18 protein-coding genes and 2 riboswitches are annotated in these 23,672 nt (G+C 59.6%); of the genes, 17 read left to right on the forward strand and 1 reads right to left on the reverse strand.

From position 1 onward, the window contains the following. The 4 genes from WOB96_RS10115 to WOB96_RS10130 all read left to right on the forward strand — a co-directional run bounded on the left by WOB96_RS10115 (position 1) and on the right by WOB96_RS10130 (position 7,069). Complete coding sequence (locus WOB96_RS10115) at positions 1–948, forward strand: ABC transporter permease (RefSeq protein ID WP_341371171.1); 948 nt, start codon at positions 1–3, stop codon at positions 946–948. A 9-nt stretch (positions 949–957) separates the two neighbouring features. Further along, positions 958–1,818 (forward strand): ABC transporter ATP-binding protein, encoded by an 861-nt coding sequence (locus WOB96_RS10120; RefSeq protein WP_341371172.1) that lies wholly within the window; start codon positions 958–960, stop codon positions 1,816–1,818. A gap of 50 nt (positions 1,819–1,868) precedes the next feature. After that, positions 1,869–5,405, forward strand: a complete 3,537-nt coding sequence (locus WOB96_RS10125) for a pyridine nucleotide-disulfide oxidoreductase (protein ID WP_341371173.1) — start codon at positions 1,869–1,871, stop codon at positions 5,403–5,405. A gap of 431 nt (positions 5,406–5,836) precedes the next feature. Next, a complete protein-coding gene (locus WOB96_RS10130) occupies positions 5,837–7,069 on the forward strand; it encodes an OprD family outer membrane porin (protein ID WP_341371174.1) in 1,233 nt (410 codons plus the stop codon). A 14-nt stretch (positions 7,070–7,083) separates the two neighbouring features. On the opposite strand, the gene arfB is transcribed toward WOB96_RS10130, so the two are convergent. Then, the gene (gene arfB, locus WOB96_RS10135; RefSeq protein WP_423229735.1) at positions 7,084–7,500 is read right to left on the reverse strand and encodes an alternative ribosome rescue aminoacyl-tRNA hydrolase ArfB; all 417 of its coding nucleotides are present in this window, start codon (positions 7,498–7,500) and stop codon (positions 7,084–7,086) included. A 267-nt stretch (positions 7,501–7,767) separates the two neighbouring features. Then, positions 7,768–7,869: riboswitch (guanidine-I (ykkC/yxkD leader) on the forward strand. 76 nt (positions 7,870–7,945) lie between these two features. Between arfB and WOB96_RS10140 the strand changes: the two genes are divergently transcribed. The 13 genes from WOB96_RS10140 (at position 7,946) to urtA (ending at position 23,622) form a co-directional block, all read left to right on the forward strand. Further along, entirely contained in the window at positions 7,946–8,899 is a 954-nt protein-coding gene (locus tag WOB96_RS10140) for an ABC transporter substrate-binding protein (RefSeq protein WP_341371175.1), read from the forward strand. 22 nt (positions 8,900–8,921) lie between these two features. Further along, positions 8,922–9,713 carry an ABC transporter permease gene (locus tag WOB96_RS10145; protein WP_341371176.1) on the forward strand — a complete coding sequence of 264 codons (792 nt, stop codon included), beginning with the start codon at positions 8,922–8,924 and terminating at the stop codon, positions 9,711–9,713. Between the two features lie 21 nt (positions 9,714–9,734). Then, positions 9,735–10,604 (forward strand): ABC transporter ATP-binding protein, encoded by an 870-nt coding sequence (locus WOB96_RS10150; protein ID WP_341371177.1) that lies wholly within the window; start codon positions 9,735–9,737, stop codon positions 10,602–10,604. Continuing rightward, positions 10,597–11,367: a creatininase family protein gene (locus WOB96_RS10155; protein WP_341371178.1), complete on the forward strand. Its 771-nt coding sequence runs from the start codon at positions 10,597–10,599 to the stop codon at positions 11,365–11,367. Before WOB96_RS10150 ends, WOB96_RS10155 begins: the two co-directional genes overlap by 8 nt. A 15-nt stretch (positions 11,368–11,382) precedes the next feature. Next, positions 11,383–12,744, forward strand: coding sequence for a type III glutamate--ammonia ligase (gene glnT, locus WOB96_RS10160; RefSeq protein WP_341371179.1), 1,362 nt, complete (start codon positions 11,383–11,385; stop codon positions 12,742–12,744). A 135-nt stretch (positions 12,745–12,879) separates the two neighbouring features. Continuing rightward, positions 12,880–12,978: riboswitch (guanidine-I (ykkC/yxkD leader) on the forward strand. A 70-nt stretch (positions 12,979–13,048) separates the two neighbouring features. Then, positions 13,049–13,792 (forward strand): urea amidolyase associated protein UAAP1, encoded by a 744-nt coding sequence (locus WOB96_RS10165; protein WP_341371180.1) that lies wholly within the window; start codon positions 13,049–13,051, stop codon positions 13,790–13,792. 2 nt (positions 13,793–13,794) lie between these two features. After that, positions 13,795–14,445: an urea amidolyase associated protein UAAP2 gene (locus tag WOB96_RS10170; RefSeq protein WP_341371181.1), complete on the forward strand. Its 651-nt coding sequence runs from the start codon at positions 13,795–13,797 to the stop codon at positions 14,443–14,445. Between the two features lie 55 nt (positions 14,446–14,500). Further along, a complete protein-coding gene (uca, locus tag WOB96_RS10175; protein WP_341371182.1) occupies positions 14,501–18,112 on the forward strand; it encodes an urea carboxylase in 3,612 nt (1,203 codons plus the stop codon). Further along, positions 18,109–19,926 (forward strand): allophanate hydrolase, encoded by a 1,818-nt coding sequence (gene atzF, locus WOB96_RS10180; RefSeq protein WP_341371183.1) that lies wholly within the window; start codon positions 18,109–18,111, stop codon positions 19,924–19,926. Before uca ends, atzF begins: the two co-directional genes overlap by 4 nt. Before the next feature lie 17 nt (positions 19,927–19,943). Continuing rightward, positions 19,944–20,792: an urease accessory protein UreD gene (locus WOB96_RS10185; RefSeq protein ID WP_341371184.1), complete on the forward strand. Its 849-nt coding sequence runs from the start codon at positions 19,944–19,946 to the stop codon at positions 20,790–20,792. Positions 20,793–20,801: 9 nt separating this feature from the next. Then, positions 20,802–21,104: an urease subunit gamma gene (ureA, locus tag WOB96_RS10190; protein WP_341371185.1), complete on the forward strand. Its 303-nt coding sequence runs from the start codon at positions 20,802–20,804 to the stop codon at positions 21,102–21,104. A gap of 105 nt (positions 21,105–21,209) precedes the next feature. Further along, complete coding sequence (locus WOB96_RS10195) at positions 21,210–22,355, forward strand: porin (RefSeq protein WP_341371186.1); 1,146 nt, start codon at positions 21,210–21,212, stop codon at positions 22,353–22,355. A gap of 79 nt (positions 22,356–22,434) precedes the next feature. Next, positions 22,435–23,622: an urea ABC transporter substrate-binding protein gene (gene urtA / locus WOB96_RS10200; RefSeq protein WP_341371187.1), complete on the forward strand. Its 1,188-nt coding sequence runs from the start codon at positions 22,435–22,437 to the stop codon at positions 23,620–23,622. The last annotated feature ends 50 nt before the right edge of the window (positions 23,623–23,672 follow it).

Genomic DNA, 23,672 nt, shown 5'->3' on the forward strand with positions numbered 1-23,672 from the left:
ATGGAAACCCCGGAACGTGTGCAATCGCACTTCACGACAGCAGATACCAAAGCAGTGGGAACGACAACCGAGACTCGCGCATCAGGTACCGTTGTCCATCTACGCAACAGCACTGGTGTGCTACAGAGAATGCAGGTGCAAGCAAAATCTCAGACCCACAGCCTTTGGCAAGCGATACGGGCGAATGCCAGAAGTTATCTGCTTGGCCTGTTGTCACTATCCGCCCTGACCCTGTTCTGGTATCTAGCAACACATTATCGAGTGGATTTTTACATCCGTTTTGGCAACATTCCGGATCCCGCCAGTGTTTTTGAATCCTTAATACGCATGAGCCACACGGATTCGGTGTTCCAGAACATCATTGTGAGTGTGCGCCGGGTCTTTATAGGGTTCGCCATCGCTGCCATTCTTGGTGTGGCGTCTGGTCTGGTCATTGGACGCTATACCTTGGCCAGGGATCTCCTGTTTCCCGTATTCGAAGTCCTGCGTCCTGTGCCTGCCATCGCCTGGGTTCCCATGGCCATCATGCTTTGGCCGACTTCGGAATCGAGCATTGTGTTTATCACCTTTCTTGGCGCCTTTTTCCCCATCGTGTTGAACACCTATCAAGGTGTGCGCGATCTCGACCCGGTCCTGGTCCGTGCGGCCAGGAGCCTCGGGGCAGGCGAGGGCGCATTGCTTCGAGAGGTCATTCTGCCTGGCGCACTACCACATATCTTCACTGGGCTTGCCTTGGGTATGGGGGTAGCCTGGGTCTCGCTGATTGCTGCGGAGATGATTTCGGGACAATTCGGCATTGGTTATTTCACCTGGGAAGCGTATTCCCTCATCCAATACGCCGATATCGCTGTAGGTATGATGATCATTGGATTATTGGGTCTACTCAGTAGCGCACTGATCCGCTTCGCGGGTAGGATCGTGATGCCCTGGGTCCACTTGCATAGATAGGAGAAAAGCATGGATAGCCGGGCGAAAGGGCAGCTGGTGATTCGGGATCTGCACATTGCCTTCAAGCAAAATGGGGAATCGTTTCTCGCTGTGGAGGGATTCTCTCTGGATGTTCGGCCAGGGGAGTTCGTCTCGATCATAGGACCATCTGGCTGTGGCAAGTCGACCATGCTCAATGCCGTGGCGGGTTTCATACGCCCGCAATCGGGCGGCATTCTGATTGACGACCAACCGGTAATGGGGCCAGGCGCGGATCGTGGTGTGGTTTTTCAGCAGTATTCGTTGTTTCCCTGGAAAACAGTTCGGGAGAATGTTGAATTCGGTATGAAGATGAAAGGCCTTGCGCGGTTTCAAAGGGAACGCGCCGCCCGCACCCTACTAGGGCTGGCCGGTCTGCTGGCTTTTGAAAATCATTATCCGGACCAGTTGTCCGGTGGCATGAAGCAGCGTGTCGGCATTGTGCGCGCCCTGGCCACTGGGCCCAGGGTATTATTGATGGATGAACCGTTCGGGGCGCTGGATGCACAGACGCGCGCCATCATGCAGCAAATTCTCACTAATATGATGCAACAGCTAGGCATCACTGTACTTTTCATTACCCATGACATCGATGAGGCCATATTCCTGTCAGACCGAGTAGGCGTAATGAGCACCCGGCCTGGTACCCTGAAGCGGATGCTGACTGTACCTCTGCCACGCCCAAGACAAGCAGCGATGACCACCAGCCCGGACTATTTGCAGCTCAAGCAGGAGATCATGGTCTTGATCCGCGAGGAGAGCATGAAGGCCATGGACAATGAGTTATCGGACGGCGATGGTTTCGGCATGAAAGTGGGTCCGGAAGGGCTGGGAGCACTGCTGGGCTTGTAGCCCGGCAGGTGTTTCCAACTTGTCATGACATGTAGATACAGGAGTCAGGAATGAACGCATTTGTCGGCGCGGATCAAGGTCCCAAGAGTCTGCTATCAAACACCCGTCAACAGCTCCACCTGCGCATAGAGGGATTTTCCTATGCTGATTTATACCGGCCGGAACGCTTGCCGGAGCTGGATAAAAAGTTTCAGCGCTGGCTGGAGGAGCGGGACGAGGCCCTAGCGGTACGCTTTGATAGCTACAGGCGCCAAGGGAGCCTTACAGCCACAGCAGAATCTGATCTGCTGATCGAATCGGCCCGGCATCTGGAGGATTTCCTGGTGATGGTCTTCGGGCTTGAACGTGCCCAGGCTGGGTTGCGCGCGCAGCAATTTCAGGACGAGCCGGTGCATGCCTTCAAGGAACATTTTGTCAAGCCGACTATCCGTAAAAAACGCGTGGGCCAGATGCTGGATTTCGGGGAACTGGATGCGCGTGTACGTGCTTTCCTACCAGATGTACAAGACATTGATCCCGAGCTGGCCATCGCCCGACTCTGGCAACAATCCAGTGCGGCGAATGATCAGGTACTGCTTTCTTTGGTGGAGGACTGGGTCTGGGCCGCGATCAGTACAGCTTCAGGGCGGCAACGGATCAAGGATTGGGTCAGTTTTCGTGTCCCGCGCAAGCGCGATTTCGTTCGGCTCGTCCCAGTGACTCCTGTTCCTTCTGATCCGGCCGGGCGTGTGCAAGGGCCGCCAGAACAATGGCGGCAACGTGATGGTTTTTCTCTGACCGACGCGCGCGCCAGTCTGCGCGAGGTCATGGACCAGGTCCACTACTGTGTATTCTGTCACGATCATGAAGGTGACCGTTGCTCTAAAGGTTTCCAGGGCAAGGACGGTGAGTTCCGACGCAATCCGTTGGACGTCGAACTGACCGGCTGCCCGCTGGAAGAGCGAATATCCGAAGCAAATGTGCTCAAGCGGGACGGTTTCACTCTAGGAGCATTGGCGGTCATCATGATTGATAATCCGCTGCTGCCCGCCACCGGACACCGGATTTGCAATGACTGCATGAAGTCTTGCATTTACCAAAAACAGGAGCCGGTCGACATTCCGCAGATCGAAACACGCATTCTAACGGATATCCTAGGCTGGCCCTGGGGCTTCGAAGTCTACTTCTTGTTGACGCGATGGAATCCACTCAACCGCGAAAGACCTTACACCCTGCCTTATAATGGCTTCAAGGTACTTACTGTGGGTTCCGGTCCGGCCGGGTTCAACTTGAGCTATCACCTGTTACAGGCGGGTTTTGGCATTGCCGCCATTGACGGCCTCAAGATCGAACCCCTGCCGTCGTGGTGGACAGGCTCGGCTGAACAGGTGCCCGTACCGATCCTCGACATCAACGAACTCTTCGAATCGCTGGACTCGCGGCGCATCGCCGGCTTCGGCGGGGTTGCGGAATACGGTATTACCGTACGCTGGGATAAAAATTTCCTCAAGCTCATTCAGCTCGCCTTGTGCCGCAATGCGTATTACTGCCTTTATGGTGGCGTGCGCTTTGGCGGCACGCTTACTGTCGAGGATGCCTGGGCAATTGGCTTTGATCACGTAGCGCTGTGTACAGGCGCCGGCAAGCCGACCGTTCTGCCCATGAAAAATCACCTTGCCCAAGGCATCCGCCAAGCCAGCGACTTTCTCATGGCCTTGCAGCTAACGGGAGCTGCCCAGTGGGAGAGTCTGGCAAATCTGCAGGTGCGTCTGCCTGCCCTGATCATTGGTGGTGGCTTGACGGCCATAGATACTGCGACCGAGGTACAGGCTTACTACATTCGTCAAGTGGAAAAGCTGCTTGAGCGATATGAAGCACTTGCGGAAACCGGACGTATGGATGCACTTCATGCGTCGTTGGACCCAGCTCAACGAATCATTCTAGAGGAACAGCTTGCTCACGGCCGGCAGGTCCGACAGGAACGGGAGCGGGCGAATCGAAACGGTACATTGCCGGACTTTATCTCCCTTATTCATGCTTGGGGAGGAGTAACCGTCGTTTATCGGCGCTCAATGGCGCAGTCTCCAGCCTATCTGCGTAATCATGAAGAGATTGAAAAGGCGTTGCAGGAAGGCATTTTTTATGCCGAAGCCCTTTCCCCGCTTGAGGCCAAGCTGGATGAGGCCGGGCATGTCCGGGCCATGTTGTTCGCCCTTCAGGCACAGGACTCGAATGGCAACTGGCGGGATGCTGGCGAGCAAGTCGAACTTGCCACGCGTTCCGTTTTCGTTGCTGCTGGCAGCACGCCTAATACCTCCTATGAAAGGGAGCATCCCGGCACATTCCCCATGCAGGGTCGCTTCTATGCCGCCTTCTCCTCCAGCGCCGATGGCGAGGAAGTGCACCCGATTCCGGGTTTGGGACATTGCAAATCCAGGGAGACAGGATTCCTGACTGGTTATCCCGGTCCCAAAAAAGTGAGTTTCTATGGTGATAACCATCCGCATTTCCATGGAAGCGTGGTAAAGGCAATGGCCTCAGGGCGAAAAGGTGCCTGCGAGATAATTGATCTTTTCAAGGGCCAAGCCACCATCCACGCGGACACTGCGACCCTCGACCAGCTATGGCGGCGCTTCGCGGCCGATCTAGACAACCGGTTCTCGGCCAGAATCAAATCGGTGGAGCGATTAGGCCAGCATTTGGTCCGTTTGACCATTCACGCGCCGCAAGCAACCCAAAACTGGCAGCCGGGCCAGATCTTTCGGCTCCAAAATTATGCAGGCCTCGCCTCGACCATGGGTAACACCCGGCTGCAGATGGAGGGAGTCGCCCTGGATGGGGTTCATGTTGATCGCGAACGTGGACTCATTACCCTGATGGTCAACGAAGTTGGGGTATCCACCCGCATTGCCGGCAGTTTACAGCCCGGCGACCCCGTGGTGCTCATGGGGCCCACCGGCACGGGGGTACCCATCGTGGAGGGACAGCATATCGTCGTGATTGGTCATCGGGCGGCTTTCACGAGCCTAATGGACGCTAGCGCAACCTGGCGGAGCAAGGGCAATCACGTCACCTTTATCGGCCATTTTCGTGATGCAGAGGCAATTGTGCCTCTGCAGGAGTTGGCGGCGGAGTTGGCAGACCAATTGGTTTGGGTAATTGACCAAGGACCGACGCCGATGCTGATGAGCCCCAACGAAATCTGCCACCTAGGCTGGCCCGCCTTCCTGCGCAGATGCGCTGAGGACGAGCACCTCGGCGCCTGGTTGAAAAATGCCGATTTGCTACTGGTCTCCGACACGCCGGCAGCCATGCGGTTATGTGCCACCGCAATCGAGGAAGATTTGCGTATGTTTGCCAAGCCGGGATTGCGGGCAATTGCCGCCGTAACCAGTCCGATGCAATGCATGCTGAAAGAGGTATGTGCTCAATGCCTTTGCAGTCATCGAGGAAATCCGGGGAAAGCAGAAAAAACAGTGTTTTCGTGCTTCGATCAACATCAGTCTTTATTCCATGTTGATTTCGTCAACCTAGGTTTGCGCCAGAGACAAAATGCAGTGCATGAAAAGCTTGGTGCACTCTGGTTTGATCAGCTTATGCATGAATAATCTGTTAATCGGACACCTGGTGGGACGTAATGGTCGCAACCGGAAGACATGTTATGGCTTTCCAGAATGCTATTTCCCCTGTTGTAGTGCTTCAGCGCAGAAAATTAGTATAAGTTTTATGTTGGAGTCGGGTGTGCTGTTTAATCTTGGTGCGAATAGAGATCTGCTGCACCGTTTTGGTACCGCTTTAATCTCTTGCTTCGGTGAAAACACGCTAAACACTTCATTTCCTAGGCATCATTCTATTTGGCATGCAGCCTGCATTAAGTTAAGAGAATGGGATAGCAGTTACCCGTGCCGGTGCCGGGGTATCGAAGCGGTCTAGGCCTAATCAGGTCGATTGCCAAGCAGATGGGCTGCCTTTTCATCCAATGTGGTGGAGATTGTCAATACAAACTTATCGGCACGTGTAACAACAGGGGGAAAGACGCATGATGTTTCGGCTTGCTACGTATATTCTTCTTGGCTGTGGGTTAATCCATACTGCTGACGCAGCCGATGATCTTGCAGCGGCTTTCGGAAAAGGGAAAACAAGTGGCAATGCACGTGTATATTATTTCACCAAGGATTTTAGCGACACTGCGCCACAGCTGATTGATCAACGGGCTGTTTCGCTTGGTGGAAAACTGCATTTCGAGACGGATCCGCTAGCCGGGATCACAGGTGGTGTCAGTTTTTATACCGCAAACGGTCTCGGCTTGAACCCCGACAACCCAGCCGAAGTGGATGCCACGCTGCCAGGCAAGACGATCAATGTGCTTGGAGAGGCTTACGTCCAGTACAGTTCCTCGACCATGGATTTCACATTGGGGCGCCAGGAAATTACCACTCCATTTGCTCATCAATCCGATGCTAGGATGATTCCTGTTACATTCGAAGCAGCAAGCTTCAATTATAACCTGTCAGCTCTGTCAATCGGGGCAAATTATCTTACAAAAGTCAAGGATCGTGTCAGTGACAGATTCGTTAATACAGGTCTTTATGCTACTACCTTGTACAGGGTGGTAGCACCGACCGACACCGATGGCATTCCGGTTCTGTCGTTAATTTACGATGATAAGAGCGCGAAGTTTCAGGTATGGAATTACTACTTGTCGGATCTGTTCAACTTGGCCTTCATACAGGGGGATTACATTTTCAATGCAAAGAATGTAAAGCCCTTCGTATCTGCGCAGTTTGTTCGTGAGTGGGATGTCGGTTCCCATCTGCTCGGCCAAGTCGATTCCACCGCCTATGGCGTGTTAGTTGGTATCAAGAAAGGCCAGAGTGGGCTTACGGCCGGATTCAACTATGTACCTTTTCAAGCCGGCGCATTTCGCAACGGCGGCATACTGTCACCGTACACGTTTGCCACAGATCCGCTTTACACTACTTCCATGACCGCCGGTCTTGTGGAGAAAAGTACCGCCTTCGCTGGCAAGGCTTACAAGATTGGTGGCAGCTATGCTTTGAAAAGCTGGTTATTGCTTGTGAGTTACGCAAAATACGATCTCAACGACAACCCTGGAGGCAAGAATTCTTCCGAAGTTGACTTTGATGCCACTTACAATTTTCAGGGCTGGCTAAAGGGGCTTTCTGCCAGAAACCGGTTAGGAGTTGTCAATTCCCAGGTTGCCCCTGAAAAGCTGATCTACAATCGTATACAGTTACAATATAAATTCTAGAGTTCATCTTGAACTTACTCCTGGTCCCGCACACGCAGACGCTTGGTTTCTCCCCGCCGGCGCTTGGCGTCCAGCCGCCTTCGCTTTGATGCCTTTGTCGGGCGGGTGGCATGACGCTGCTTTGGAGGGACTGCAGCCTGGCGGATGAGATCGGTCAGGCGGTCGATGGCGTCCTGGCGGTTGCGCTCCTGGGTGCGAAAGCGGCGGGCATCAATGATCAGTTCGCCCTGGGCGGTGAGGCGCCGGCCGGCAAGATGCATGAGCCGGGCACGTAGTCCATCCGGCAGGGAAGGGGAATGGGCGACGTCAAAACGCAGTTGTACGGCACTCTCGACCTTGTTGACGTTCTGGCCGCCGGGGCCGGAGGCGCGGGTGAACTGCAGGCGTATTTCTGATTCGTCGAGGGCGATATCTGGCGTGATCTGGATCATGCCTGGAGCTTACCCGCCAGTCGGCACTTGCTCAACTGTTCCCGCTGATCTGTGTCTTGCGTGATGAGCAGGCTGGCAAATCTGATTGCTCTGCACCTTCCTGGTGCGACAACAAGGCTTTTGTATCAAAAAGGGGCAAGCCCTTGTCATTTTCCCGGCTATTTTCAGCTTTTGCGCCTTTTCTGTGCTGGCACGGAACCTGCAGAAGTATGAGTGCGGTCCTGTGGAGGTATGAATGGCAAGGTGAGTCTGCACAAGTGCGGTAGTCCGAAAGGGGTCTAGGGTTCCAGCCTGGTCACAGGCGTTCGGACCGAGAGACTCCGGCTTCCCGCGGGGGAGGCTACACGGCGGGATAAAAGCCCGGGAGATGATCTCCCGGGCTTTTTTTATTGACCAGAGATCAAGCGAGGTGAATATGCGCGGTACATCGAAAATCTTACGCGGGTTGCTGCTCGGAATGGGTCTGGCGCTGGCGGGCGTGCAGGGCGCTCAGGCTGAAATCAAGGTGGGCGTGAGCGACTGGCCGGGCTGGGTGGCCTGGTATGTGGCGCAGGAGAAGGGCTTTTTCAAGAAGCATGGCGCCGATGTGCAGCTCGTGTGGTTCCCGAATTACACCGATTCGATCCAGGCACTCTCGGCCGGCCGGCTCGATGCCAATTCCCAGGCCCTGAGCGACAGCCTCGCGCCCTTTGCCAAGAACCTGCCGCTGAAGGTGGTGCTGGTCAATGACAATTCGGCGGGCAATGACGCCATCCTCGCCAAGCCGGCGATCAAGAGCATCAAGGATCTCAAGGGCAAGACCGTGGCCCTGGAACAGTACACCCTGTCGCATTTCCTGATGCTGCAGGCGCTTGCAAAGAACGGCATGAAGGCCTCGGATGTGCGAATCGTCAACATGGGTGCAGGGGACGCGGCAGCGGCCTTCATGGCCGGGCGGGTGGACGCGGCGGCGGTCTGGAATCCCTGGGTGAACCGCATCCAGTCCAGCGGCAAGGGGCATGCGATCTTCACCAGCAAGGACATTCCTGGTCTGATTCCCGATCTTCTGGTGGCCCAGCAGAAGTCCATCGCGGCGCATCGCAAGGACTATATCGGCATGATCCGCGCCTGGTTCGATGCCGTGCAGTTCATCAAGACCCAGCCGCAGGCAGCAGCGAAGATCATGGCGCCCAAGGTGAAACTGCCGCCTGAGGAATATGTGAAGTTCCTGCCTGGCACGCGGTTTTTCGACGCCAAGCTCAATCAGCAGGCCCTGAGCCCCGGCAACACGGCGATCTCGCTCTACTACAGTGGCCCGGTCATTTCGCGCTTCCTGATCAGCGAGAAGCTGTTGCGGAGCGCGCCGGACATGAAGGCCCATATCGATACCAGCCTTTACAACGCGGCAGTCGCGAAATAAGGCTTCACAGGCGGAGGTGCACATGGGAAGGATCTATCAGCAGGTCGCGGCCATTCGCCAGGACATCGGGCGGCCGCTGTACTGGAGCCTGGCTACCCTGGGCTTCCTCCTGCCCCTGGCGGGCTGGTTCTGGGCCACCAATACCGGTGTTGCCGATCCGGTCTTTCTGCCAAGCCCGCAGGCGGTCTGGGAATCGGCCCAGCGCTGGTGGGCGGAGGGTTTCTGGCAGGACCTCTGGGTGAGTATCTACCGGGTGATGGTGGGTTTCCTGCTGGCGGTGATCATCGGCGTGCCGCTCGGGGTGATGATCGGCAGTTTCAAGTCGGCCGAGGCCTATTTCCAGCCCCTGAATGACTTCATCCGCTACATGCCGGCCAGTGCCTTCATTCCACTGACCATCCTGTGGGTCGGCATCGGCGAGGGTTCCAAGATCGCCATCATCTTCATCGGTGTCTTTTTCCAGATCGTGGTGATGACGGCCGATACCGTGCGCCGCATCCCGCACAGCTATCTGGAGGCGGCATCGACCCTGGGCGCGGACCGCGAGGAGTTGCTGTCTTTGGTGATCTGGCGCGGCAGTCAGCCGCAGTTGCTGGATATCCTGCGGGTGAACATGGGCTGGGCCTGGACCTATCTGGTGGTGGCGGAGCTGGTGGCGGCCAATGACGGGCTGGGCTATGCCATCCTGACGGCGCAGCGCTTTCTCGAAACCGACCGCATTTTCGCCGGAATCCTGGTGATCGGGCTCATTGGCCTCTTGTTTGATTTTTCATTTCGCTGGCTGCAACGGCGCCTGTTCCCCTGGGTGAGGTGAGATATGGCCAAGGTGATTCCCATGACGAGCCAGAAACTGCAGTTCCAGTCGGTTGGCAAGACCTTTCCGCGCAAGGGCGAGGCGCCCTTGCAGGTGCTGGACGGCATCAGCCTGGATGTGCGCGACAACGAGTTCGTGGCCCTGGTGGGTGCCTCGGGTTGCGGCAAGTCCACCCTGCTGCGGATTGCGGCGGGGCTGGAGCAGGCCAGCAGCGGGCAAGTGCTGCTCAGGGGGGCGCCGGTGCAGGGTCCGGGCGCCGAGCGTGGCATGGTGTTCCAGAACTACAGCCTCTATCCCTGGCTGACGGTGATGGAGAACCTGCGTTTCTCGCGCAGCCTGAAGGCCAATCGGCGCAAGGTGCGCAACGACAGCGAACTGGGTGGCATCGTCGATCGCGGCTATGCGCTGCTGGAGATGATGGGGCTTGCGCCCTACAAGGACAGTTACCCAAGCCAACTCTCGGGCGGCATGCAGCAACGGGTGGCGATTGCCCGCGCACTGCTGTCGAGCCCGGAGGTGCTGTTGATGGACGAGCCCTTCGGCGCCCTGGACGCTCAGACTCGCGAGGTCATGCATGATCTGCTGCTGCATCTTTTTGCCGTGGAACGCAGCACGGTGCTGTTCGTGACCCATGATGTGGAGGAGGCGGTGTATCTGGCCGACCGGGTGGTGGTGCTGGCGCCCCGACCGGGGCGCATCGACAGCATTCATGCGATGCCCTGGGGCTACGAGCGCGATCAGGGCCTGAAGCTCAAGCCCGAGTTCGTGCAGATGAAGGGCGAGATCCTGGCGCGCATCCGCGCGACTTCGGGCATGCAGACCGATTTCAGCCTGCTGGAACGCATGGCGAAGCACGGTGCGCACGCGGGGAGGCGACAGGCCCATGACTAGTCAGCCGGTACGTTGGGAAGAACTGAGCTGGGAAGACCTGGTTGCCATCCGCGACAGCGGCATCCGCATGGCCATCCTGCCGGTTGGTGCTACCGAACAGCACGGTCCGCATCTGCCCATGGGAGTGGATACGCTGTCGGTGGTGGCCGTGGCAGAGGGCGCCTCGGCACGGACGGGGATTCCGGTGCTACCCGTTCTTTCCTATGGCTGTTCGCTGGGACATTCGAAAAAGTGGCCGGGCACGATTTCGCTACGGCCGGAAACCCTGGCTCGCATGATTCTCGAAATTGCGGAGTGGGTGGAAAGCGCGGGATTCGAAAGATTGTTGATCCTCAATGGCCACGTTACGAATTGGGCGCCCTTGCGCTGTGGTCTGGAGAACATTCGCCACAGCTATCCGCAGATGCGTATTGCGCTGCGCTCGCTCTGGGAAATAGATCCCGGGATTTCCAGGACCTATCACAGCGATGCCAGGAACTTCCATGCCAATTGCGCCGAGACATCGCTGATGCTGGCGCTGCGCCCGGATCTGGTGCGTCCTGAACGGGCTGTCGATGAGCCGGACCGCTCCAGCAACTGTTTTTTCTCGTATACCGTCGATCTGGAAAGTGTGCATGGGGTGGTGGGGCGGCCCAGCGAGGCCACTGAATCACAGGGCGAGGCCCTGCTCGAAACCTGCGTCATGGCTTTGAGCGCGCAGTTGCGTCTGGCGCTGCAGGAAAATTCACCGTTGGCGGGCGCTGAGCCCGATGTCAATCATTAAAACCGTGGAGGTTGCATGAACGCACCGTTTGTAAGACAGGAATCAACTTTAGCAGCGGATCTGAAGGCTCGCGGGGTCAAGTATGCCCTGGCCAGTTTCGTCGATATCCACGGTATCTCCAAGAGCAAGATCGTGCCCCTTGAGCATTTTGGGCAGATGCTCGAAGGCTCGGAACTGTTCACCGGGGCGGCGCTCGATGGCGTGCCGCAGGAGGTGAATGACGAAGAGGTGTCGGCCCGTCCGGATCCGGATTCGCTGGCCATTCTTCCCTGGAATCCTGAAGTCGCCTGGTTCGCCAGCGATCTGCATCTGGAGAACCAGCCTTTCGAGGCCTGCAGCCGCGGCATTCTCAAGCGCGTGCTGGCGCAGGCAGCCGATATGGGTTTTCAGTTCAACCTGGGGATCGAGACGGAATTCTTCATCTTCAAGGATACTGCAGATGGCGGTTTTGCCCCGGTCAGTGCGCGCGACAACCTGGCCAAGCCCTGTTATGACGTTCGTGGTTTCCTGGACAATTACGGCTTGCTGGATGAAATCGTGCAGGCCATGAATGGACTGGGTTGGGATGTGTATTCCTTCGACCATGAGGACGCCAATGGTCAGTTCGAGACGGATTTTCAGTATGCCGATGCCCTGAGCATGGCCGATCGGGTGACCTTTTTTCGTCTGATGGTAGGCGAGATGGCCCGGCGCCATGGCTATTTCGCGAGTTTCATGCCGAAACCCTTCGGTGATCGCACCGGTAGCGGCGCGCATTACAACATGTCACTGGCGGAACTCGGAAGCGGGAGGAATCTCTTTGCGGCCGATAAGGACCGCTATGGTAACAAGCTCTCCCGTCTGGGTTATCAGTTCACTGCCGGTGTTCTGCGCCATGCCCCGGCAATCTGTGCGGTGATCGCGCCAACGGTCAACAGTTACAAGCGCCTGGTGCGACGCGGCAATCAGTCCGGCTTTACCTGGGCACCGATCTTCGTGTCCTATGGCAACAACAATCGCACCAACATGCTGCGGATACCGCTGGCCGGTGGTCGTGTGGAATGTCGGGCCGCTGATATCGCCGGCAATATCTATCTTGGTGCGGCAATGATTCTGGCTGCCGGCCTGGAAGGCATCCGGGAGGAGCTCGACCCCGGTGCGCCGCATGCCGAAAACATGTATCTGCACAGCGAAGCAGAGCTCGATACCATGGGTATCAGCGCGCTGCCGCGAACCCTGGGCGAGGCGGTCGATGCCTTCGAGCAGGACCCCCTGAGCGAGCAGGTGATGGGCCCCATTATGGCCCGCAGCTTTGCGCAGTACAAGCGCGAGGAGTGGGAGGAGTACCACAGGCATGTCTCCGATTGGGAGATCCGCCGTTATCTGAAATTGTTCTGAGCACCAGAATGGGGCGAATGCGCCAAAACCGTGCATGGTTTCTGCATGAGAATGGCGCAAACCGGCTGAAATCTCGCCAGGCTGCCTGGCACGCGGATTGCTAAATCAATGCTGAGAGGTGCGCCAGTACGCATCATGTAGGACAGCTAGGGTTCCGGCCTGGAGACAGGTGACTGGTCCGAGAGCGGTCCGGCCTCGATGGAGGCTCCACGGCGGGACAAAAGCCCGGGAGGTTGCGATAGAGGTTTATCGCGCCCTCTCGGGTTTTTTGCGGGTTTACCCGCCACACGTCAAAGGAGCCTTTATGCCAGAAGAATCCCTGATCCCATCGGAAAAGATCCTCTGGGAAGAACACCTGCCGGCCGGCGCGCACTGGTCCGGTATCCTCAAGCGCGGTACCAGCCTGCGCCTGACGGATACCCAGGGCGGGGCCAACTGCTCGGCGCTGTTTTATAACGCCGAAGAGAAGCTGGAACGCTACAACATGGCCGATACCCTCAAGGCCCAGCACACCGCGAAGCTGACCCGCGGGCACGTCTGCTACTCCGACATGGGCCGGGTGCTGTGCTCGATCACGGCCGACAGCCTGGGCTGGCACGACCCCATCGGTGGTGTCTCCAACGCCGAACTGGTACGCGCGCGCCATGGCGAGGCGCCGTACCAGACCCACCACAACGCCATGCATCGCAATGGCTATGACAGCCTGCTCATCGAGGCCGGGAAGTGGGGGCTCGGGACGCGCGATCTGGTCGCCAACATCAATTTCTTCAGCAAGGTGACGGTGGACGAGGCGGGCAATCTCGCCTTCCAGCCGGGGCATTCGACGCCGGGCGACTACATCGACCTGCGCTTCGAGATGCATACGCTGGTGCTGCTCGCCACTGCGCCGCATCCGCTCGATCCCAATCCCGAATATGCCCCCAGGCCTGTGCAACTCACGGCCTGGCGCTCCGGTCCGGCGCCCATCGATGACATCTGTCGCAATGCCTGCCCTGAGAATCAGCGCGGCTTTTACAACACCGAAATCCTTTTCCGCCAGGAGGCTTGAGCATGGCCATCGTCGAAAGCAGGCTCGATCCCAAGGACGCCATTTACGACTTCACCCTGCCGGCGGGCGAGCCCTGGATGCATGAGATCCGCCAGGGACAAACCTTCCGGATTCTCGATCTCAAGGGCAATCAGGCGGTCGATACGCTGTTCTACAACGCCGCGGATTCCGCCGAGCGCTATAGTGCCCAGGACACCATCCGCGCGGCGGGCAACATTTACCTGACTGCCGGCTCGCGCCTGATCTCCAGCCAGGGCCGGGAGCTGCTGCGCATCACAGCCGACACCTGCGGCCGGCACGACACCCTGGGCGGCGCCTGCGCGGCGGAAAGCAACTCGGTGCGCTATGCCCTGGACAAGCGCTCCATGCATAGCTGCCGAGACAGCTTCCTGCATGCGCTCGGGCATTGCGGTTGCGGCATGGGCAAGCGCGATCTCGTGAGCAACATCAATTTCTTCATGAACGTGCCGGTCACGCCCGAGGGTGGGCTGCGATTCGAGGACGGGATCTCCGCGCCGGGCAAGTACGTGGAAATGCAGGCCGCGATGGATGTGATCGTGCTGATCTCCAACTGCCCGCAACTCAACAATCCCTGCAATGCCTACGATCCGACGCCGGTGCGCCTGCTGATCTGGGACGCCCAGGCAGCCTGAGGCGCGGTACGGCTTACGAACAGGGCGGGACCACCCGCCCGGAGGATGTCCCTGCATGTTCAAGAAAGTCCTGATTGCCAATCGTGGCGAGATTGCCTGTCGCATCATCCGCACGCTCAAGCGGCTCGGGATTGCCGCGGTGGCGGTGTACTCCGAGGCCGACCGTCAGGCCCTGCATGTGGATCTTGCCGACGAGGCGTACTGCATCGGCACGGCGCCGGCGGCGGAGAGCTATCTCGACGGCGGGCGCATCCTGGCCCTGGCGCTCGAGACGGGCGCCGAGGCCATCCATCCGGGCTATGGCTTTTTGAGCGAGAATGCCGATTTTGCCGAGGCTTGTAATGCGGCCGGCGTGGCCTTCATTGGCCCGCGCCCGGAACAGATGCGCGCCTTTGGCCTCAAGCACAGTGCCCGCGCCCTGGCCAAGGCCAATGCCGTGCCGCTGCTGCCGGGCAGCGGCTTGCTGGCGGATCTGACGATGGCGCAGGCGGAGGCGGCGCGCATCGGCTACCCGGTGATGCTCAAGAGCACGGCCGGCGGCGGGGGCATCGGCATGCGTCTCTGCGCTTCTCCCGAAGCCTTGGCAGAGGCCTATGGCGCGGTCGAGCAGCTCGCCCGCAACAATTTCAAGGACGCCGGACTGTTTCTCGAAAAGTACGTGCAGGCCGCGCGCCACATCGAGGTACAGATCTTCGGCGATGGGCGCGGAAAGGTGGTGCATCTGGGTGAGCGCGACTGTTCCGTGCAGCGGCGCAACCAGAAGGTGATCGAGGAGACCCCGGCGCCGGGGCTGACGGACGCCATCCGCGAGCAGCTCTACAGCACGGCCCGGCAACTTGGGCAGGCGGTGAACTACGAAAGCGCAGGCACGGTGGAGTTCGTCTACGACACCGCTTGTGGTGAATTCTACTTTCTGGAGGTCAACACCCGGCTGCAGGTCGAGCATGGCGTCACCGAGGCGGTCACCGGGGTGGATCTGGTGGAATGGATGCTCAAGGCGGCCTACGGCGAGCTCGATCTTAGCGGTTACCGCCATCAGCCCCAGGGGCATGCCATGCAGGTGCGCCTCTATGCCGAGGACCCCAACAAGGCCTTCCAGCCCGCCAGTGGCATTCTCAGCGAAGTGGCCTTTCCCGGGCATCTGCGCGTGGATACCTGGCTGCGGCGTGGCCAGGAGGTGCCACCCTATTACGATCCCCTGATCGCCAAGCTCATCAGCCATGGCCCTGATCGCGCGGCGGCGCTGGCGGCCATGCAGGAGGGGCTTGAGGCCACGCGGCTCTATGGCATCGAGACCAATCGCGATTACCTGCGCGCCATCCTCGATGACGTGGTGTTTCGGGAGGGCCGACAGACCACGCGTTATCTCGAAGGGCTGATTTACCGGCCGCGTACCCTGGACGTGCTCGAAGCCGGCGTGCAGACCAGCGTGCAGGACTATCCCGGGCGGCTCGGCTACTGGGGCGTGGGCGTGCCGCCCTCGGGGCCGATGGATGCGCTCGCCTTTCAGCTGGCCAACCGCCTGCTCGACAATCCGGAGGACGCCGCCGCGCTGGAACTGACGGTCAGCGGGCCGACCCTGCGCTTCAACGGCGATACCGTGATCGCGCTCACTGGCGCGCCCATGCCGGCCACCCTGGACGGCGAGCCCCTGGCCTTCTGGCGCAGTCATGCGGTCAAGGCCGGCAGTGTGCTCAAACTTGGGGCCGTGCAGGGCGCGGGTTGCCGCAGCTATCTTGCGGTGGCGGGCGGCATCGATGTGCCTGATTATTTGGGCAGCAAGTCCACCTTCACGCTCGGACAGTTCGGCGGGCATGCCGGGCGCACCCTGCGCGTTGGCGATGTGCTGCATCTGCAGGATTCGCCCTTGCCTGAAGCCGGGCGCTGCCTGCCCGAAGCGCTACGGCCGCGTTACGAGAATCATTGGGAGATCGGGGTGCTCTATGGCCCCCACGGCGCGCCGGATTTCTTTACCGAAGGCGACATCGACACCTTCTTTGCCACGGACTGGGAGGTGCATTACAACTCCAGCCGCACCGGCGTGCGCCTGATCGGACCCAAACCCGAATGGGCACGGCCCGACGGCGGCGAGGCCGGCCTGCATCCTTCCAACATTCACGACAATGCCTATGCCATCGGCGCGGTGGACTTCACCGGCGACATGCCGGTCATCCTGGGGCCCGACGGCCCGAGCCTGGGTGGCTTTGTCTGTCCGGTCACCGTGGCCGGGGCTGAACTCTGGAAACTCGGTCAGTTGCGTCCGGGCGATCGGGTGCGCTTTCACCGGCTCACCCAGGCCGAAGCCGCGCGGTTGGCCTTCGTTCAAGAGACGCAGATCGCCGGTCTCGCCGAAGGGGCGGATGCGCCGGCATTCCCGGCCCTGCTGGATCTCCCCGCAGGCCCGGTCGTGCAGCACCTGCCGGCCGGTGAATGCCCGGTCGAGGTGGTCTATCGCCAGGCCGGCGACAGCTATCTGCTGGTCGAATACGGTCCCCCGGTGCTGGACCTGAACCTGCGCTTTCGCGCCCAGGCCCTGCTGCACTGGCTGGAAACCCAGCGGGTGCCGGGCGTCATCGATCTCACGCCGGGCATCCGCTCGCTGCAGGTGCATTTTGATCCTCGCGTGCTGGCCTTGCCGGCGCTGTTGAAGCTGCTGAATGAGGCCGAGCGCGATCTGCCGGCCATCGAGGACATGGCGGTGCCAACGCGCATCGTGCATCTGCCGCTGGCCTGGGACGACTCGCAGACGCGGCTGGCCATCGAGAAATACATGCAGTCGGTGCGCCGTGATGCGCCCTGGTGTCCGAGCAATCTCGAATTCATTCGCCGCATCAACGGGCTTGACAGTATCGAGGAGGTGCAGCGCATTGTCTTCGAGGCGAGCTATCTGGTGCTGGGGCTGGGAGACGTCTATCTCGGCGCGCCGGTCGCCACCCCACTCGATCCACGTCACCGGCTGGTCACCACCAAGTACAACCCGGCACGTACCTGGACCCCGGAAAACGCGGTCGGTATCGGCGGCGCCTATCTCTGCATCTACGGCATGGAGGGGCCTGGCGGCTACCAGTTCGTCGGGCGCACCCTGCCGGTCTGGAATCGCTACCGGGAGACGGCCGAATTCGATCCCGGCAAGCCCTGGTTGCTGCGCTTTTTCGATCAGATCCGCTTTTATCCGGTCAGCGAGGCGGAACTCTTGCGTCAGCGCGAGGATTTTCTCCTCGGCCGCTTTCATCTGCGCATCGAGGAGACCACCTTTTGTCTGCGCGACTACAACGCCTTTCTGGAGGCAGAGGCCGATGGCATCCAGGCTTTCAAGGCCAATCAACAGGCGGCCTTTGAGGCCGAGCGCGCCCGCTGGGCCGCGACCGGAGCCAATCTCTATGCCAGCGATACGCCCATGGAGTCTGCCCCGAGCGAGCTCACGGACCTGCCACCGGGCGCGCGTGCGGTGGCCGCCGGCGTGGCCGGCAGTGTCTGGAAGCTCGAAGTGGCCGAGGGCGATCAGGTGGAGGCTGGCCAGACCTTGCTGGTGATCGAGAGCATGAAGATGGAAATCAATGTGCCGGCGCCAGCGGCTGGCAGGGTCTGCCGGCTCTGCTGCCAGGCCGGGCATCCGGTATCAGCCGGGCAGGACCTGCTGGTCCTGCAAACCGAGGAGGAAGCATGAGCCTGTCCCTGAATATCGATACCTTGCGCCGCGCCTATCGCGCAGGCGGTCTGCGCCCCACGGAACTGATCGCCCAAGTGCTCGATGCCATCGCTGATGATCCGCATCGCGCCTGGATCAGTATCTTCCCGCGCGAGCAGTTGATGGAGTACGCGGCCAGACTGGAGGCCCGCGACCCAGGCAACCTACCGCTCTATGGCATTCCCTTCGCCATCAAGGACAATATCGGTCTGGCCGGCCTGCCCACCACCGCCGGCTGCCCGGACTACGCCTATCAGCCGGCTGAATCGGCCTTTGTGGTGCAACGCCTGATCGATGCCGGGGCCATACCCATCGGCAAGACCAATCTCGATCAGTTCGCCACCGGGCTGGTGGGCACGCGCTCGCCCTATGGCGCCTGTCGCAACGCCTTTGATCCCGACTACATCGCCGGCGGCTCGAGCAGTGGTTCGGCGGTGGCCGTGGCGCTGGGGCAGGTGAGTTTCGCGCTCGGCACCGACACCGCAGGTTCGGGCCGGGTGCCGGCCGCCTTCAACAACATCGTCGGCCTCAAGCCCACGCGTGGACTGCTGAGCACGCGCGGCGTGGTGCCGGCCTGCCGTTCGCTCGACTGCGTGTCGATCTTTGCGCTGACCAGCCCGGATGCTGCCGAGGTGCTGCGTGTGGTAGCTGATTTCGATGCTGCCGATGCCTACGCCCGGCCCGCGCCCGCCGATGTGGTGGAACTGCCGGCGCGGATTCGCATCGGCGTGCCTCTGGCAAGTCAGCTCGACTTCTTCGGCAACCCGGATTACGCGGCGTTGTTCGAGCAGGCCCTGACCCAGGCGCGGATGCTCGATGCCGAACTGGTGCCGCTGGACATCACGCCCCTGCTGGAGGCCGCTCGTCTGCTCTATGAAGGGCCCTGGTTGGCGGAACGCTACGCCGCCATCCGCGCCTTCATCGAAACGCAGCCCGAGAGCCTGCATCCGGTCACCCGTGCCGTGATCGAGCCGGCGCGCGAGCTGCGCAGCGTGGATGCTTTCGATGCCATGTACCGGCTGCAGGAACTCAGGCGCGCGAGCGAGGCGCTCTGGACACAAGTGGATTGCCTGTTGCTGCCCACGGCCGGCAGCATCTATCGCATTGCGGACATGGAAGCCGATCCCCTGCGCCTCAATAGCGCGCTTGGCCGCTACACCAACTTCATGAACCTGCTCGATCTCTGCGGCGTGGCCGTGCCGGCCGGCTTCACGCCTGCGGGCCTGCCCTTTGGCGTGACTTTCTGCGCCCCGGCCTGGCAGGACGCGGCCCTGCTCGATCTCGCCGGGCGCTTCCAGCAATTGGGCAAGCTGCCCCTGGGCGCCACCGGCCAGCCCTTGCCGGAGCCTGCGGCTTCGGTGCCATCGCGAGTATCCAGTTGGACCCGCGTCGCGGTCTGCGGCGCCCACATGGAAGGTCTGCCGCTCAACCACGAGCTGAGCAGCCGGGGCGGGCGGCTCATCAGCCGCACCCGCACCGCGCCCTGCTATCGTCTCTACGCCCTGGCCGGCGGGCCGCCCCAGCGTCCCGGCTTGGTGCGCGATGATACCGGCGCGCATATCGCGCTGGAGGTCTGGGAGCTGCCGCTGACGCATTTCGGCAGCTTCGTCGCTGGCATTCCGGCGCCACTTGGCATCGGCACGCTCACGCTGGAAGACGGCAGCACTGTGCAGGGCTTCGTCTGCGAAGCCTATGCCCTGGGCGATGCCCGCGACATTACCGAATTCGGCGGCTGGCGGGACTGGCTGCAGAAACCATCAGCAAATCCGGGCGCGAAATTGGCCGATTCCTGATGGTCGGGAAGCCAGCAGTGCAGGGACAGGTTGAGCATCAAAGTCCCGGATGGCAGGCGCGGCTCGTGCTGCGTTTTGCCCACACCGGTGACGCAACCGTCCTGCAGGAAAGTACCGGATATGGGCCATTGCGCATCCAGCGTCCCTTCCAGCCGGAAGGGAAGAGGGCCTGCCAGGTCGTGCTGCTGCACCCGCCGGGAGGCCTGGTGGGCGGAGATCGGCTGGAGATCGAAGTGGCCCTGGCGCCAGGCGCCCAGGTACTCCTGACCACGCCAGCGGCAAACCGCTTCTACCGCAGCGCGGGTGCCGAAGCCATGCAGCAGGTGGAGCTGAATCTGGCCGAAAACGCCTGGCTGGAGTGGCTGCCCCAGGAAACCCTGGTCTATGACCAGGCTATCGGGCGGCAGACCCTGAAAGTCGAGCTCGCGCCGGGCGCTCATTTCATGGGTTGGGAAATCACGCGTTTCGGGCGCAGTGCTCATGACGAGCGATTCACACGCGGGAGCTGGCATAACAGTTTTGAAATCTGGCAGGCGGGCCTGCCGCTCTGGCTGGATCGCCAGGTCCTGGAGGGCGGCAGTTCACTGCTCGCCAGCCCCTATGGGCTGGCTGGATTTCCGGTTTTGGGCAGTTTCGTCTTTGTCGGCGCCTCCCTGGAACGCGATTTGCTGGACGCCTTGCGCGAGCAGCCGCCTGCCCCCACCCAGGGCGAGTTTGGACTGAGCCGTCTGTCCCAGGGCTTGCTTTGCCGCTACAGGGGATGGTCGAGCGCCGAGGCACGCAGCCTGTTTACCCTTGTCTGGGACCAGTTGCGCCGGGCCTTTCTTGGCCGGCCGGCCTGCATCCCGAGAATCTGGCATACCTGAGGAGAACCGATGCAGCTTACACCACAGGAAAAGGACAAATTGCTGATCTTTACCGCCGCCCTGGTGGCGGAACGGCGCAAGGCGCGCGGGCTGAAGCTCAATTACCCGGAAGCCGTGGCCTACATCTCGGCGGGCATCCTGGAAGGCGCCCGCGATGGCAAGACCGTGAGCGAGCTGATGAGCTTCGGGGCAACATTGTTGCAGGCCGGGGAGGTAATGGACGGTGTGAAGGAAATGATCACGGAAGTGCAGGTCGAAGCGACCTTTCCGGATGGTACTAAGCTGGTCACGGTGCATGATCCCATTCGCTAGGAAATGGTGCAAGGAAACAGAAGTGCACCAGCCTTGAAGCAAAAGTGCACCAGCCTTGTGCGAAAACATCAGATTTATGCAGGATTCAGAAGCGCAAAACATGGCATGACCTTTGCAAAATGGCATCGGCAAACAAAAACATCACTAGCAAGAGGGGATGTCATGGGTGGAATGGTAAAAGGGGTTTTGTCAGGAACTGTTCTAGCGATTTTGATGGCTGGAATTTCTGCGCCTGTGCAGGCCGGAGGCATACTGAAAATCGATGATGATCACTGGATCAGTGTTGGTGCCGGATTGCGCACCAACTTTACTGTTGCCGAGGATGCCGCACCCAGTGGAGCGGATTATTCGAAGGACTTCGATGTCGACAGCGTGCGCTTGTACGTAAATGGAAAAATGCACAGGTACATAAAATTCACCTTTAATACGGAAAAGGCGGGTGAATTGTCGGATATTCGGCTTCTGGACGCAATCGCGCAATTTGAATTTTCGGATACCGCCAACATCTGGATGGGACGTTTCCTGCCACCGACTGATCGCGCCAATCTGGATGGTCCTTATTATCTTGGTACTTATGATTATCCATTCGTCAGTGCCTATCCCGCCATCCTCGCCGGGCGTGACAATGGCGCGGCATTCTGGGGACAGGTAGGCAAAGGGAAATTCAAGTATCAGGTTGGCGCATTCGAGGGTCGTAGGGAAGGGTCCAACCAGGGAGACAACCTGCTTTATTCCGGCCGGCTGGTGCTCAATCTCTGGGATCCTGAACCAGGCTATTACAACAGCAGCACCTATTTTGGCGCAGCCAACATTCTCGCATTCGGCGCCAGCATGACCTACCAGAAGGATGGCGCCGGTACCGAGGCCAACCCCGGAAATTTCAGGGGGCTTACCCTTGATGCGCTCATGGATCGCAAATTGCCGGGGGATGGCGTCGTCACGCTGGAGGGTGCCTATTATGACTATGACCTGGATGATGTCCCCGATCCATCACTCGTGCAGGGAGATGGCTATCTCGCTTATGCAGCATACATGTTTCCGCAAGCAATCGGCATCGGCAAATTTCAGCCACATGTGCGCTATCAAAAGCTGAATCCAGATTCCGGCACGGACCATGAACGCACGGACCTGGGCGTGAATTACGTTATCAGCGGCCATGATGCGCTGATCTCTGGCATCTATTCACGCGACAAATTCGCAGGTGAAGAGGCGGCCAATATCTTCAAGCTGGGCGTGCAACTGCAGTATTGAAGCCATCGAAAAGGAGCTTTACATGAGCATGGACAGAAGAAAATTCATAAAATCCCTAGGTAAGGCAGGTGTCGCAGGTATGGCGTTGCCATATCTGGGTGGCATCGAAACTGTTTTTGCGGCAGAGCCCATCAAGGTCGGTATCCTGCATTCGCTGTCGGGCACCATGTCCATCAGCGAAATTCCAGTCAAGAATGCCGAACTGATGGCCATCGAGGAAATCAACAACGCTGGTGGCGTGCTCGGGCGCAAGATTCAGCCGGTGATCGTCGATGGCGCTTCGGACTGGCCCACCTTCGCGCAGAAAACCAAACAACTTCTGGTGGACAACAAGGTTTCGACGATCTTTGGTTGCTGGACCTCCGCCAGCCGCAAGGCCGTCAAGCCGGTGGTGGAGCAATACAACGGCCTGCTCTGGTATCCGGTGCAATACGAAGGCAATGAGTGTTCGAAGAACATCATGTATACCGGTGCCTGCCCGAATCAGCAGATTGAGCCGGCCGTTACCTGGCTACTAAAAAACAAGGGCAAGAAGTTCTTCCTGGTTGGATCGGACTATGTCTTCCCGCGCACAGCCAATGCCATCATCAAGGGCCAGCTCAAGGCCATGGGAGGTCAGTTGGTCGGCGAGGAATACGCACCGCTTGGTCACATGGAATTCTCCACCATCGTCAACAAGATCAAGCAATCAGGCGCCAATGTGGTGTTCAGCACCATCAATGGCGACAGCAACGTGCCTTTCTACAAGCAGTTTGCGGCTGCCGGGCTGACGCCCCAACGCGTGCCCATCATGGCGGTGAGCGTGGCCGAGGTGGAGGTGCAGGGCATCGGTGCGCAGTACTGCAAGGGACACTACGCCAGCTGGAATTATTTCGAGAGCCTTCCCGGCGCGAAAAACGCCGCCTTCGTGCAGAACTTCCGTAAACGGTATGGCGCCAAGCAGGTGCTGGATGATCCCATCGTCCATGGCTACATCAACGTCCATCTCTGGGCCGAGGCGGTCAAGCGCGCCAAGAGCTTCGATCCGATGAAGGTGCGTGCTGCGGCCTTCCAGGTGAACATGGACAGCCCGCTGGGCATGGTGCGTGTCGATCCACGAAATCAGAACATGTACCAGGTTGCCCGGATCGGCGAGATCCAGCCCAGCGGCATGTTCAAGGAGGTCTGGAATTCGGGCAAGATTCTCGCGCCCGAGCCTTATAGCCGCTACATCTCCAAGAAGACCTGCGACTGGACCAAGGGCGGGCTGATCGCGGCGGCCCATTAAGCCACTTCCAGGGGGCGCCCAGGGGGCGCCCTCCTCAAGGAGAACCTCTC

The sequence above is a fragment of the Thermithiobacillus plumbiphilus genome (genome assembly GCF_038070005.1).
Lineage (GTDB): Bacteria > Pseudomonadota > Gammaproteobacteria > Acidithiobacillales > Thermithiobacillaceae > JBBPCO01.

Bases quoted from the DNA above. Each gene is read 5' to 3' on its own strand.
- WOB96_RS10115 (WP_341371171.1), top strand. From the start codon at position 1: ATGGAAACCCCGGAACGTGTGCAATCGCACTTCACGACAGCAGATACC.
- WOB96_RS10120 (WP_341371172.1), top strand. From the start codon at position 958: ATGGATAGCCGGGCGAAAGGGCAGCTGGTGATTCGGGATCTGCACATT.
- WOB96_RS10125 (WP_341371173.1), top strand. From the start codon at position 1,869: ATGAACGCATTTGTCGGCGCGGATCAAGGTCCCAAGAGTCTGCTATCA.
- WOB96_RS10130 (WP_341371174.1), top strand. From the start codon at position 5,837: ATGATGTTTCGGCTTGCTACGTATATTCTTCTTGGCTGTGGGTTAATC.
- arfB (WP_423229735.1), bottom strand. From the start codon at position 7,500: ATGATCCAGATCACGCCAGATATCGCCCTCGACGAATCAGAAATACGC.
- WOB96_RS10145 (WP_341371176.1), top strand. From the start codon at position 8,922: ATGGGAAGGATCTATCAGCAGGTCGCGGCCATTCGCCAGGACATCGGG.
- WOB96_RS10150 (WP_341371177.1), top strand. From the start codon at position 9,735: ATGACGAGCCAGAAACTGCAGTTCCAGTCGGTTGGCAAGACCTTTCCG.
- WOB96_RS10155 (WP_341371178.1), top strand. From the start codon at position 10,597: ATGACTAGTCAGCCGGTACGTTGGGAAGAACTGAGCTGGGAAGACCTG.
- glnT (WP_341371179.1), top strand. From the start codon at position 11,383: ATGAACGCACCGTTTGTAAGACAGGAATCAACTTTAGCAGCGGATCTG.
- WOB96_RS10165 (WP_341371180.1), top strand. From the start codon at position 13,049: ATGCCAGAAGAATCCCTGATCCCATCGGAAAAGATCCTCTGGGAAGAA.
- WOB96_RS10170 (WP_341371181.1), top strand. From the start codon at position 13,795: ATGGCCATCGTCGAAAGCAGGCTCGATCCCAAGGACGCCATTTACGAC.
- uca (WP_341371182.1), top strand. From the start codon at position 14,501: ATGTTCAAGAAAGTCCTGATTGCCAATCGTGGCGAGATTGCCTGTCGC.
- atzF (WP_341371183.1), top strand. From the start codon at position 18,109: ATGAGCCTGTCCCTGAATATCGATACCTTGCGCCGCGCCTATCGCGCA.
- ureA (WP_341371185.1), top strand. From the start codon at position 20,802: ATGCAGCTTACACCACAGGAAAAGGACAAATTGCTGATCTTTACCGCC.
- WOB96_RS10195 (WP_341371186.1), top strand. From the start codon at position 21,210: ATGACCTTTGCAAAATGGCATCGGCAAACAAAAACATCACTAGCAAGA.
- urtA (WP_341371187.1), top strand. From the start codon at position 22,435: ATGGCGTTGCCATATCTGGGTGGCATCGAAACTGTTTTTGCGGCAGAG.